This is a genomic window from Streptomyces sp. NPDC029836, from assembly GCF_055574495.1.
The window spans coordinates 858748-871720 of record NZ_JBVHZI010000001.1; the positions used below are offsets into that span (position 1 = coordinate 858748).

Here is a 12973-nt window from a genome sequence, read left to right on the forward strand (position 1 = left end):
TCATGGTCCTGTGATGGCGGGAAGCCGGAGTGCGCGCTCGGCCCCGAGTCGGGGTTCACACCCTCAACCTTCGTGATTCACACTGGCGTCGGCCCCGATGAACTTGGCCAGTTCCAAAGGGGTGGGAGCTTCGTGAATTTCGACGATGCTCACCCGCACCCCGACCTTCCGGTGCAGTCTTGCCGCGAGGCGAGTGGCGAGCAGCGAGTGTCCGCCATTTCGGAAGAAGTGGCTCGTCGGACCCAGATCCGGATCCTTCAGAATGGTTCGCCACAGCCCCACGAGCTGGGAAAGGAGTTCCTCGTCCACTTCTCCCGGACGAGGCAGCACTTCCTGCCTCACGGCTTCATCGCGATGGCCGGCCGCTTTTTCCCCCAGTTCGGCAAGCGCTCCGTAATCTACCTTGTCATTGGCTGTTATCGGAAGTGCTTCAACTTGGACAATACGGGAAGGATGCGCGTAAGACGGCAGTGTTTTCTGAATGTGTTCCCAGATACAGTCGTCAGCTGGTGAATCCGGGCCGCTCACACGGATGAAGGCGACGAGACTCGGGTCATCCTCGGGTGTGACGATCACCACAGCCGCCTCGGCCACCTCGGGAAGGCGCATCAGCACCGCCTCGATCTCGCCGGGTTCCAGCCTGTGGCCGCGCACCTTGACCTGCCGGTCGGAGCGGCCGAGCAGGCGCAGCTCACCTTCGTGCGTCCAGTGACCCCGGTCGCCGGTGCGGTACAGCCTTCCGTATTCAGGGTGATCCGTGAAGCGCTCGGCCGTTAGCTCGGGCCGGTCGAGATAGCCCAGTGCCACGCCGTCGCCCCCGATGCACAGTTCGCCCGGCAGGCCGGGAGCCAGGCTGCGGCCGACCGCGTCGAGGATGTGGACCTGCGTGTTGGCGACCGGGGTGCCGATGGTGACCGGTCCGGAGCCGGTGACCTCACCGGCCGTCGACCAGATCGTGGTCTCGGTCGGGCCGTACACGTTGAACAGTCGGCAACCCGTCTCCAACAGCCGCTGGGCCAGGGCCGCGGGCAGCGGCTCCCCGCCGCAGAGCACTCTGGCCCCCGTGAGGGCGCCGGGCGCGCATGCCTCCCCCGCCAAGCGCCACGTGGTCGGCGTGGCCTGGAGTACGTCCGGGCGGTGGCGGGCGATCAACGCGGCGAGCACTTCCGGCTCCGACCGTGCCTCGTCCGGCGCCACCAGGACGCTGCCCCCGACCGTCAGCGGCAGGAACAGTTCGAGCGCGGAGATGTCGAAGGCGAAGGTGGTGAGCCACAGCATCGATTCGCCCCGCGCCATCCCGAGCAGCTCGGCGAAGGACGCGGTGACGTTGTGCAGGTTGCCGTGGGACAGCCGGACGCCCTTGGGTCTGCCGGTAGAACCGGAGGTGAAGATGACGTACGCGGCAGTACCCGCGTCGAGCGGCACCACCGGCGCGAGGGTGTCAGCCGACAGTTCCGCCGCCTCGTCAAACTCCGTGGTCGCCACCGTCGTGCGGCCGACGAGGCAGGCGGGGTCGAGGGCGCCGTCGTCGATCACGCAGGTGACCGATGCATCTGCCAAGTGGTCGGCCAGACGCTCGACAGGGTGCGCCGGGTCGAGGGGCAGGTAATGCGCACCGGCGGCCCAGACGCCCAGTGCCGCGGCGGCGGTCCGGGCGCCTCGGGGGCCTGCGAGGGCGACCGCGCTGCCCGGTTCCACGCCCGCCGCGATCAGGCGGTCGCGGATGCGCTCGGCTGCGGTCAGCAGGGCCCGGTACGAGACCTGCTCCTCGCCGTCCGTCACCGCGACGGCGTCCGGGGCGGCCAGGGCCCGGCCACGGACCGCGTCCAGTACGTTCGGCGCGCCCGGCCGGCTGCGCGCGGTGGCATTCGCCCGGGCCACCAGAGCCGCGTCCTCGGCCGTGCCGCACGTCAGGTCGCCGAGGGCTCGGTCAGGGTCCGCGGCCACCTGGGCGAGGAGTGCTTCGAAGCGCAGGAGCATGGCCAGTGCCTGCTGCCGCGTATGGACTTCCGTGCTGTAGACGGCCTGCAGCGACAGTCCCGCGGCCGACCGTTCCGCGACCATTTCGAGGTCCAGCCGGCTGTGTCCGGTGTCCGCCTCGGCCAGCCGCAGCCGCCGCGCCGGGCCGCCGGCGAACCACATGTCGGCCTCGGAGCGGTCCAGGAAGTTGAACATGTGACGGAATACCGGCCGGTGCCAGAGGCCCTCCTCCGGGCCATCCGTCCGCACGGTCTCGAACGGGGCGTCCGCATGACCGATGCCCTCGGCCAGACCCTCCCGGACCTGCTCGACAAGCTCACGGAAGGTCATGCGCTCCGTGGTGTGCGCCGTCAGGGCCAGGGTCGTGACGAAGTATCCGACCGCGTCGGCGTACGGGGGTCGGCGCAGGTTGAGGGGGATCCCGACCACCAGGCCGGGGCCGGCGCCGTGGCCGGCGAGCACCGCGTAGAAGAGGCTGAGGAGCACGGCGTTGTCGCTCGCCCTAAGCTCTCTGCGCAGCCGGGGCAGCGCCTCGGCGGTGCCGGGCCGGCACTGGTGGACGAGCCGCGCACCGGCGAAGGTCGGGTTCTGCCCGAGCTCACGTGCCCCGTGCAGCTCCATGGCGCCGGGTCCGACGGCGGCGAGCCGGTCGCGCCAGTAGGCCAGGCTGGCCTCCGAGGGCTCGGGGTCCGGCGTGGGCAGCGGTACGGGGGGCAGGCCCCGGGGGAACTCGCCGGTCGCCATGAGCGCTGAGAACGCGGCCTCGACCTGCTCCAGGAAGACCGGGGTCGATCCGCCGTCGAAGACGATGTGGTGCACCGCGAAGGCGATCGTGCTGCCCCCGTCGGGCAGTACGAACTGTCCGGCCCGGAAGAGGAGGTCCGACGCGAGGTCAAATGCCGGGCGGGCGAAATCCCGGATCTGGTCGTGGAGGGTGTCGGCACGGGCCGCATGAAGTTCCACATTCACGTGGACGCCTGCGGCCGGGCGGATTCTCCGGACCGGCACTCCGTCGGCTTCCACGAAATGCGATCGGAGCGCCGGCTGGCGGCGGACCACCCAGTTCACCGCCTCGGCAAGAACGGCGGTGTCGACGGGATGAGCACATTCCACGCCGACAATCACGTTGGAAACTCCGGCGTCGGGGACCAACTGCTGAAGCAGCCAGAAGGCCTGCTCTCTGGGGCCCACTGGCCACTGCTCGGCGGCAGGGGCGGCCGGTCCCCCGGCAACAGCGCTGAAGTTCATTTCCGTCTTTCCTCGTCGGTGCTGAAGAATTACCATGTGCAGGTCCGGATGCGCAGACCGCTCGAAGCGGTGCGCACACGGCGGCACATTCTCAATCCTTGTTAGGAATTTCATGGACGCCGTAGCGGTGACCCTCGACTATCCCGGCCATCAGGAAAGGACGCGCATCAGCGATCTGGCGGGTCACACACTGGGAATCGAACTGCATTCCCTGATGTCGACCCCGCTGCCTCACGAGCTCTCGGCGGACGCGTACTCCCGCCGCCTTCTGGAGAACCGGCCGCCGCAGTCGCCCGTCCGGGCAGTGGTCTCGTACTGCCTGGCGTCTCCGATCGGCTACGCCGTGGCCCGGCTGCTGTCCCGCGTGCAGGCGACTCCCGTGCTGGTGGTGCTCGACGGCTCGCCGTGCCCCGCCGACTCCGTGCGCGAGGCCTACCGCGAGGCCGTCGTCCGGTTCGCCGAGCGGGACGTCACTCCGGCAGTACGGTTCACCGCGGACGACCTGACCGGACGTCCGGAGCAGGTACTGGGCGAGATGGAGGAGGAGTTGCGGGCGATGGCTGCCCGGAGTCTGCGCGAGGAGGACCCGGAAGACGACTTCGAGGACGATGTCCTGGAGGCTCTGGTGACGGATCTGGTCGGCCACACCATCGCCTGGCTGACCCACCTGATCGCCTCCCACAACGCGGTGTTCCCCGAGTGGGACGGTGAGGTCCTCATGGTGATGTCCAGGAATCACGCGTTCGGCGGCCCCTGGCCGGGGGCTCGCTCCACCCGGGTGATCCCGGTGGACTGCACGCGCGCCGAACTGGTCTCGCACCCCGAGGTGCGCGCCGTGCTCGCCGGACTCGCCTCGGCCCAGGTCTGACCGGCACTGTTCGCCGGGCCCCCGGGACGATGTCCCGGGGGCCCTCGCCATCAGGACTCCCACGGCAGGTCCGTCGTGCCTGGCGCGCCCTCGCGGCGGCGCAGTTCGTTGGCCAGATCCTCCACGGTGGGGTGGCGGAAGAGGTCGTTGAGGGTGACCTTCACGCCGTCGGCCACTAGGCGTTCGCTGATCCGCAGCAGTTGCAGCGAGGTCAGCCCAGCGACGAAGAAGCCCATGGTCTCGCTGAATTCCACGTCGGCGCGCAGCTCCTCGCGGAAGGCTGCGTACAGCCGGGAGGTCACGGCATCCACCTCAGGCCTCCCGTTCCCGGCCGGACGCTCCGTCGGCGAGGAAGCCGCGCAGTTCGTGCCCGATCGCTTCCGGCAGGCGCGCGGCGGGCTCCTCCAGCAGCCAGTGCGCTCCGTCGAGCAGCCGGAGGCCGAAGCCGCCCGAGGTGTAGCCCTGCCACTCCAGGAGTTCGGCCGCCGGAAGCACCGGGTCACGACGTCCGCCCAGCACGGTGATCGGTACGTCGAGCGGTCGCACGCCTTCATCGCGGTACGCCGCGACCAGGGCGTGGTCGGCGCGGAGCGAGGGCTCGAAGAGCTCACGGTACTCCGGGCGCGAGACCAGAACCTCCGGTACTCCTCCGTAGGAGAGGATCTCCCGCCAGAAGTCCTCGCTCTCCAAGGTGTGCACCTGCTCGAAGCCGCTCGGGCGGTGCGGTGCGCGGAACGAGATCACCACGAGGCCCTCGGGCAGCGGCAGGCCGCGTTCCTTCAGAGCCGCCGTCAACATGAGCGCGAGGAGGCCGCCGGAGCAGTAGCCGACGAAGGCGAACGGACCGTCGACGAACTGGGGGAAGGCGTCGGCGATCTCCTCGACCAGCGGATAGAGGTCGGAGCGGGCAGGTTCCGCGAAGCGGGCCTGGCGCCCGGGAAGGTTGAGTCCCCACACGTCCAGGCCGGGCCCCATGGCGCGGGCAGCGGCGCCGAAGGTGGCGCAGCCGCCGCCCGCCTGCGGAAGGGTGAAGACCCGCAGGCTCGCCTGATCGGACTTCGACTGCGGGATGAACCAGTCGGTTTCGAATGTCACTGTGCTGTCCCATGGGGTGCCGGTCGGAATACGGGGGCGTGGTCACGGTCGTCCACGGCGACGACCCGGAACTCCGAGGTGTAGTGCTCACCGGCGGCGTCGGTGAGCCAGAGGTCGTCGCGCCCCGGCAGCATCTCGACCACGCTGAGATGCACTTCGCCCGCCTGGTCCTGCGGTACGCGGGCCACTGCGCGCCGCAGGTTCCGTACGAGCAGGGGGGCGTCGAGGTCGACGTAGAACGGCTTGGGTTCCGTGGGCAGTTTGACGAAGACCGACCGGGGCACCCCGGCGGCGATCAGCCGGTCCCGCAGCGCCGTTTCGGCGGCGGGGCCGCCACGGCCCCTCCCGGGCAGCTCTGCCACTGGGAAGGACCACGAGGCGCGACGCACCACCAGGTCTCCCAAGTGGACGCGCGCTGCGCGGGGGGCGTCCCCGGTGACCTGGAAGCGGTTGACGACGAGTGCGGTCAGGAAATCTCCGAAGAACTCCAGCACCGGGGCCTGGGGTCCGCCGTCGCGGGGCCCGGCGAGGAGTTCGCCGTTGCGCTCGGTGACGACCAGGGCGGTGGAGGGCAGTCCGGCGCCACCGTCGGGGTCTCCGGCGTCCTGGGCATACGACCAGTAGACGTACTGCCCCGGCAGGTGGACGGAGGCCGGCGGGTAGGTCCGCGGGCTCACCTCGGGCGAGCTGTTGGGGTAGAGCGGCAGGACCCGGCCGTCGGTCAGGTCGGCGGCGGTTGCCGAGACCAGGGCCTGCGGGTCGTCGGACTGGGTGTGGAAGACACGGCTCTCCATCGTGTTGAGGGCCATGTGAAGTTCCCCGAGGACCCAGAACGGCCCGTCGTCCGGCCGCTTGCAGAGCATCAGGTCCGGGCTGTGGTAGCGGGCCTGCGTCCAGCCGAGCGGCCCCGGCGGGAACAGCGCGCGCACCAGCGGCGCGGCCGTGGCGCAGTCCAGCCGCAGGGCGCCGGTCTCCGGGTCCGGGGTGGCGGAACCGAGTACTTCGGCCCAGCGGGCCCGGAAGTCCTCGGCGATCTCCCAGACCACGGTGGACGGTGCGCCGGAGAGCACGTCACTGACCGCGAACAGCAGGCTGTCGAGCGTCACTTCGCCGGCCGTGCTCCGGCTCAGGGTCCGATGGCGGCGTACCAGCTCCGCCGAAACCTCGCGGGCCGTCTCCGCGACGAACCAGCGTGCGCTGTCGAGCAGCAGGCCGAGCGGCTCCCTGAGGGCCTGGAGCAGGTCGATGCCGAGGGACACGTCCAGGTCCCGGCGGCAGTCCAGGTACACCAGGGTGCGGCCTGCCGGGGCCGATGCCCCGGAGCGGCTCGGGGTCGCTCCGGTGAGCGCGGCGAACCGCTCGTCGAGGGCGGTCAGCGCGTCGAGGAGCGACGCCGGGTCGGTGCACTGCGCCACCTCGTCCCGCAGCCCGGTCAGGGAGCCGATTTCGTCGAGGAGACGGCGTCGCAGCGCGGGGTGACCGATGCCGGACGCCCAGTCCTGCAGCGCGGCCTCCGGGTGCTCGTTGAGCGGGACCGCGACGCCGACCGTCACCATGCCGAGCGCTTCGAGTGCGCGCAGCTCGTCGTGGACGGCCTCGGCCACCGCCGGGTGACCTGCCGTGACCCGGGCCGTCAGCCGCCGCACGTCGGCCGGCTCGCCCGAGGCGCTCCACAGCGCCTCGACGAGTGCTGCGCGCAGGCCGGAGAGGTGCTCGGGGACGCGATGCGGGCGGTGCACGCCCCGCGGGCTGACGGACACCGTCGGGTGCAGTCGTACGGGAAGGTGGCCGAACACCTCGGGGTCGCGTGCCCATACCGCCGCGAGGGCTTCGACCGCCCATGTCTCGAAAAAGACGCCGCTGCGGGCGACAGCGCCGGTGCCGGTCGCGATCAGGCCCGCCGCGGACGGGTCGAACTCGGCCCACGACACCGGTCCGAAGAAGCCGATGGTGTCGTTCTTCGCGCAGTAGCGCTGCGCGTAGTGGGCCAGCAGTGCTTCTCGCTTGGCGCTTCGGGGTGCTGCGCCGTTCCCGGCGGCGTGGCGGGACAGCCAGTTGCGCAGGACCGTCGGGTTCTGCCAGGTCAGCGCGGCGAGGAAGTTGTCCTGGCCGATGAAGTGCCCGGTGCCGCGTCCCTGGGGGCGCAGTTCCTCCAGCCAGCCGAACGGGAGTCCGGCGCCGCGCAGGACGGCCTGCCGCCACAGCGACCAGCCGGGGGCGAGCGCCACCCGGTGGTCGACTGCGGTGGCGGGCCGCCGCGTGCTCTGATCAGTGCTGATCACTTTCAGTGCGCTCCCTGGTCCCGGAGCACGCCGGCGAGAGCGGAGAGGGTGCGGTACTCGAAGAGGGATCCGATGCTCAGCTCGACGGCGAAGGCGTCCCGGATGCGGGACATCATCTCGACGGCGGTCAGCGAGTTGCCACCCAGGTCGAAGAAGTCGTCGTCGGGCTCGATGGTCATCGAGCCCAGCACCGCCTCCCAGACTCCGCGCAGCCGGTCCTCCACCGAGGCCTCGTCGGCCCCGGGGGCGGGCGGGGCCGACGGGACGGCGGCCGGGGCCTGCCCCTGCGCCGGTTGCGCCGGGGCGGCCGGAACGGGGGTGGCAGCGGGGGCGCCGGGCTCGGCCGCCGTCCCCGACGTGGCGAAGACGGGGCTGAGCCCGGCCGGCCGGCCGTCGCGGTACGGCCGGACCGTCACCTGGGCCGGGGTTCGGCTCTCCAGCAGGTCGAAGAGGAGCTGAACGCCCTGCCGCGGGTCGACCCCTTCCACCGGGGTGCTCACCGGCCCGGCCGGTGCAGCCGGTTCCGGGGTGTCGAGGAAGGAACTCCCCTCCACCAGACGCATGGTGAAGCCCTCGATCTCGGCGACCACCAGGCCGTCCTCACCGATCAGGGTGACGTCGGCCGTGATCGTTCCGGCCGGCGCGGGGCGGCGGCGGATGTGGCTCAGCAGCCGCTGCGGAAGCGCTTGGTGCACCGAGAGGGCGCCGTAGAGGAACGGCAGGTGGAACGGCTCGGCCGCGTCCCGTGCCGAGGCCGTGGCCGTGTCCAGCATCGTGGGGTGCAGCGGGTGTTCGGCTCGGTCGCCCGCGAACGCCTCGGGGAGCGTGATCTCCACGAGCTTCTCGCCGTCGGCCACCCAGGTGCGGCCGGCATTCTGCCAGCGCGGTCCGAGGGTGAACAGGCGCTTGTGGGCCGGGCGGCGGGCCGGCGGCTCCTGCTCCTCCAGCCTGTTCCGCAGTTCGTCCAGGTCCACCCGGCGGGCGCCAGCCTCCGCCGTGGCGATCCGCCCGGTGACGTGCGTGGTCCACGCCCCGCGCGGCTGCGCCGCGGGCTGCGAGTCGACGGTGAAGGTCCAGCTCGCGCCGTCGGGAGTGTACGTGATCTTGACCCGTCGCGGTTCGCGGGCCACGAGGGGCCGGCGGAACACCACGTCCGCGAAGCGCACGGTCTGCCACTCGGTGCTCGGGGCGACCTTCTCCCGGAACACGCTCAGCAGCAGGTCGAGATGGCCGGTGCCGGGAAGCAGCGCCACCCCGGCGGCCCGGTGTTCGTCGAGGACCCAGTGGGTGTCGGCGGCCACGGTGGTCTCCCACTCGACGCCCTGGCTGCGCATGCGCTCCGATACGGCGCTGACGTCGGCGAGGCTGCTGACGTCAGCGGTGGAGTCGGCCGCCATCCCGACCTCGGCCCAGCTGGGCCAGTCGATGCTCAGGGCACGGGTCCACGTGGCAGCCGCCGCATGAGCGTCGAGGAAGGCGTTGGCCGCGGCATAGTCGGCGCTGCCGACGAGCCCGCCGACACCGGCCCGGCTGGCGAAGGAGATGAAGAAGTCCAGGGCTCCCTGCTCGCGCAGCAGCCGTTCCAGCAGCAGCGTGCCCTGGATCTTGGGGCGCAGCACCTCGGCCACCTGGGCGCGGCTCCGGAAGTGGATCATCCCGTCGCCGGGCAGGCCGGCCAGGTGCAGCACGCCGTTGACGCGGCCGAAGTGGGCGGTGGTGGTGTCCAGGGCACGGCGCAGCGCGCGCTCGTCGGACACGTCACAGGCCAGAACGCGCACCTCGGCGCCGAGGGCCTCCATCTCCGCTATCGCGGCACGCGCCGTGTCGAATGCCGGGTCGGCCGTGGCGTCCTGCGGCAGGCCCCGGCGGCCGAGCAGCACGATACGGGGCCGCATGCCGGTGCCGGCCAGCCGGGCCGCCACCTCCAGCCCGAGTCCGCCGAGTCCGCCCGTGACCAGGTAGACGCCCTGGGACCGGATGACCTCGGCGTTCTCCGGAGCCGGGGTGAAGGGGAGTTCGCGGCGGGTCCAGCGGCGCAGGCCACGCAGGGCCACGACGCCGCCGGTCGCGTTGCGGATCTCGTCGACCAGTTCGGCGTCCGCGGTTCCCGGGGCCACGTCGATGAGGGTGCACCGCACTCCGGGCAGTTCCTGGGCGGCAGTGCGGACGACACCGTGCAGCGTGGCCTTGACCAGATCGGTGACGTCGGCGCCGGTGAGGTCGACGGAACGGGTGGTCAGGGTGAGCACGGACGGCAGTTTGCCGCGTACGGCGCTGCGCGTGCCCTGCTGGATCAGCGCGAACAGGCTGTGGACGGTCAGGTCGAGCTGTTCGTCGACCGTGTCGGCGTTGGTGTCGGCGGCTTCCCAGCTGTCCGCGGACCACGCGTGAACCAGGGCCTCGGGCGCCTGGCCCCGCGCGGTGACGTCCGCGATCACCTTGGCAAGGTCTTCCGGCTCGCCCGGGCGCACCCAGTACTCCTCCCCCTTCACTGCGTAGCGCGAGCCGGGGCGGACCCGGATCGGGCGGAAGCCGCTGCGCTGGAGCACGAGCTGAAGGGCCAGGGCGCGCTGCGGGTTCTCAGGGAGCAGCGCGAGCGCCGGCACATTCCGGCCGCGCTCCGACCGGGTGGGTTCACGGGACTCCTCCACCCAGCTGAGGATGCCGAAGGGAGACACCTCCGGTGCGGGCGCGTCCGGTCCGGCGACCGGGGCCGCGTCCCGGGCGGGCTGCTCGGGGGCTGCGGCCGCCGGTGCGGCGGGCTCCTGCGCGGGCGCTGTTGCGGGCGGCGCGCCGTAGACGCCGGCGATTTGGGCGACGGGGCCGCTGAGCTGCTGCGACTCGATCCAGTGCCGGGTGCGCTGGTATGCGTAGCCGGGGACGGGAACACGTCGGAGGGGACTGCCCTGGTCCACCGCGGCCCAGTCGACCTCCTGGCCCTCCACCCACAGCTTGGCCAGCGACGTGAGCGCGGTGGTGAGGTCGCCCTCGCCGCGCTTGGCGTCCCTGGGCAGCGAGGGCACGGCGATGCTGCGCTTCTCGCGGAGCGCGGGCAGCCTGCGGGCGAGTCCGATGAGCGTCTGGGCCGGGCCGACCTCGACCAGGGCACGGTCCTCGTCCGCCAGGACGGCGTCGAGGGCCTGTGCGAACAGGACCGGATTCACCAGTTGCTCCGCCCAGAACTCGGGGCGCAGCGCGTCATCGGCTGTGAGCAGCGCCCCCGCGGCGGCGGAGTAGAGCGGGATCCGGGGCTCGTTCAGGGTGACGCCGGAGAATCCGGCCAGGTACTCCTCGACGGCGGGTGCCATGGCGGGGCTGTGGAAGGCGTGGGAGGCGGGCAGCGCACTGGCGGCGACGCGCTGCTCGGCCAGGATCTCCCTTACGGCCACCAGCGCCTCGGCGGTGCCCGAGAGCACCGTTTCGCCGGGACCGTTGGACGCGGCAAGGCTGACCTCGTCGCCGAGCAGGTCGCGGAGCTTCTCGGCGGGCGCCGCGACGGCGAGCATCGCACCGGGCGGCATGCTCTGCATGGCACGCGAGCGCAGGGCGATCAGGCGTAGCGCGTCCCGGAGTTCGAAGACTCCGGCGACCGTGGCGGCGGCCATCTCACCGACGCTGTGGCCGATCAGGACCGCAGGCTCGACGCCCCAGGACTGCCACATCCGCGCGAGCGCGTATTCGACGGCGAACAGCAGGGGCTGGGCGTTCTCGGTGCGAGCGAGCATCGCCGCGTCCTGGTTGTCCTGCCACGTCGTGCGCAGCTCCAGGCCGTGTTCCGCCAGGATCTCGAAGCAGGTGTCTAGCGTCTGGGTGAACGTCTTGTCCATGCCGTACAGTCCGGCGGCCATGCCCGGGTGCTGGGCGCCCTGGCCTGGGAAGAGGAAGGCCACGGAGCGCGACTTGGGGGCGGTACGGGGCTTGCTGCGCTCCGGGCTCGTGCGCAGCACTCCGCCGTCGCCGTCGGCCGCCAGCAGCTGCGCCGCCGCCTCTGCGCTGTGCACCACGGCGGCGCCACGCGCCTTGTGGGCGGCGCGACCGCGCTGCAGGGTCGCGACAGTTTCGGCGAAGTGGCGGCCGCCGTGCCAGCCGAAGTCCTCCGCGAGCTTGGCGCGCAGGGCCTCCTCGGCCTCGACGGACTTGCCGGACCAGACGACGACGCGGGGCCGGCCGTCCGCGGGGGCCGGGGTCGTCTCCGGTGCTTCCTCGATGATCGCGTGCACATTGGTGCCGCCGATGCCGAGCGAGCTCATCGCGGCCCGGCGCGGCGCCGACGCGTCGCGTTTCCAGGGGCTCAGCCGGTCGTTGACGTAGAAGGGGGTCTTATTGAGTTCCAGCTTGGGGTTGGGCTCGGTGAAGTTGATGCTCGCCGGCAGTTGCTCGTTCTCCAGCGAGAGGATCACCTTGATCATTCCGGCGATGCCGGCGACCGGCCCGAGGTGGCCCACGTTCGACTTCACCGAACCGATGGGGCAGGAGCCGGGCTCCAGTTCGGTGCCGTCGTAGGTCGACCAGGCCTGGCGCAGCGCCGCGACCTCGATGGGGTCGCCGAGGGCGGTACCGGTTCCGTGCGCCTCGACGTAGGAGATGTCGGAGGGCCGCAGGTCGGCGAGGGTCAGCGCCTCCTGGATGCAGGCGACCTGACCAGCCACACTCGGCGCGCTGAAGCTCACCTTGTCGGATCCGTCGTTGTTGACGGCGAGGCCGCGGATGACTGCGCGGATGGAGTCGCCGTCCGCGATGGCGTCGGAGAGCCGCTTGAGCATCACTACGGCCGCGCCGCTGCCGAAGATGGTGCCGGTGGCCTGCGCGTCGAAGGGGCGGCAGTGGCCGTCCTTGGTCCGTACGCTGCCCGGGGTCCACCAGTGGCCGTGTCCGTAGGGAAGTTCGACGCCGGCCCCGCCTGCGAGCGCGAGGTCGCACTCCCCGAGGCGCAGAGCCTGGGAGGCGAGGTGGACGGCCACGAGGGAGCTGGAGCACGCGGTGACCACCGACATGCTCGGCCCTCGCAGGTTCAGCTTGTACGAGCTGAAAGTGGCGAGGTAGTCGACGTTGTTGAACGCCGAGATCATCTCGCCGGGGCTGTTCGCGTAGTCGGGGTGGCTCCGAATGTTCAGGGCCGCGTACTCGTTCGCGGTGGCCGAGCCGAACACGCCGACGCTCTCGCGGATCGTCGCCGGGTCGTATCCCGCGTTCTCGATCGCGCCGTGCGCCGATTCCAGGAAGAGCCGCAGCTGGGGGTCGCACAGCTGCGCCTCGCGGGGCGTCATACCGAAGAAGGACGCATCGAAGTCGCGCATCCCGGGCAGCATGGGCCGGGCCTTGACGTACGCGGGGTTCGTGAGCCACTCGGCCGGGACTCCAGCCTCCAGCAGCTCCTCGTCCGAGAGGAACGAGACCGACTCCTTGCCGTCGCGCAGGTTCAGCCAGAACTGCTGCACGTTGCACGCACCGGGAAATCTTCCCGCGAGACCGATGACCGCGATGGGTTCCAGCATCATTG

The 12973-nt window shown here is 71.4% G+C and carries 6 protein-coding genes; 1 reads left to right on the top strand and 5 read right to left on the bottom strand.

Going from position 1 to position 12973, the window contains the following annotated elements:
- Positions 1–63 precede the first annotated feature (63 nt).
- Positions 64–3228: a non-ribosomal peptide synthetase gene (locus ACZ4XJ_RS04025; RefSeq protein WP_468495220.1), complete on the bottom strand. Its 3165-nt coding sequence runs from the start codon at positions 3226–3228 to the stop codon at positions 64–66.
- A 112-nt stretch (positions 3229–3340) separates the two neighbouring features.
- Between ACZ4XJ_RS04025 and ACZ4XJ_RS04030 the strand changes: the two genes are divergently transcribed.
- Positions 3341–4096: a hypothetical protein gene (locus ACZ4XJ_RS04030; RefSeq protein ID WP_468495221.1), complete on the top strand. Its 756-nt coding sequence runs from the start codon at positions 3341–3343 to the stop codon at positions 4094–4096.
- A gap of 50 nt (positions 4097–4146) precedes the next feature.
- On the opposite strand, the gene ACZ4XJ_RS04035 is transcribed toward ACZ4XJ_RS04030, so the two are convergent.
- From ACZ4XJ_RS04035 to ACZ4XJ_RS04050, 4 genes are read right to left on the bottom strand one after another with little or no spacing between them, the layout of a single operon-like run.
- Complete coding sequence (locus ACZ4XJ_RS04035; RefSeq protein ID WP_468495222.1) at positions 4147–4398, bottom strand: phosphopantetheine-binding protein; 252 nt, start codon at positions 4396–4398, stop codon at positions 4147–4149.
- A 10-nt stretch (positions 4399–4408) separates the two neighbouring features.
- On the bottom strand, positions 4409–5191 hold the full coding sequence (locus tag ACZ4XJ_RS04040; RefSeq protein ID WP_468495223.1) for a thioesterase II family protein: 783 nt from the start codon (positions 5189–5191) through the stop codon (positions 4409–4411).
- Positions 5188–7473, bottom strand: coding sequence for a lantibiotic dehydratase (locus tag ACZ4XJ_RS04045; RefSeq protein ID WP_468495224.1), 2286 nt, complete (start codon positions 7471–7473; stop codon positions 5188–5190). The genes ACZ4XJ_RS04040 and ACZ4XJ_RS04045 overlap by 4 nt, the downstream gene beginning before the upstream one ends.
- 2 nt (positions 7474–7475) lie before the next feature.
- Positions 7476–12971 carry a type I polyketide synthase gene (locus tag ACZ4XJ_RS04050; RefSeq protein WP_468495225.1) on the bottom strand — a complete coding sequence of 1832 codons (5496 nt, stop codon included), beginning with the start codon at positions 12969–12971 and terminating at the stop codon, positions 7476–7478.
- Positions 12972–12973 lie beyond the last annotated feature (2 nt).

Bases quoted from the DNA above. Each gene is read 5' to 3' on its own strand.
- ACZ4XJ_RS04025 (WP_468495220.1), bottom strand. From the start codon at position 3,228: ATGAACTTCAGCGCTGTTGCCGGGGGACCGGCCGCCCCTGCCGCCGAG.
- ACZ4XJ_RS04050 (WP_468495225.1), bottom strand. From the start codon at position 12,971: ATGATGCTGGAACCCATCGCGGTCATCGGTCTCGCGGGAAGATTTCCC.
- ACZ4XJ_RS04030 (WP_468495221.1), top strand. From the start codon at position 3,341: ATGGACGCCGTAGCGGTGACCCTCGACTATCCCGGCCATCAGGAAAGG.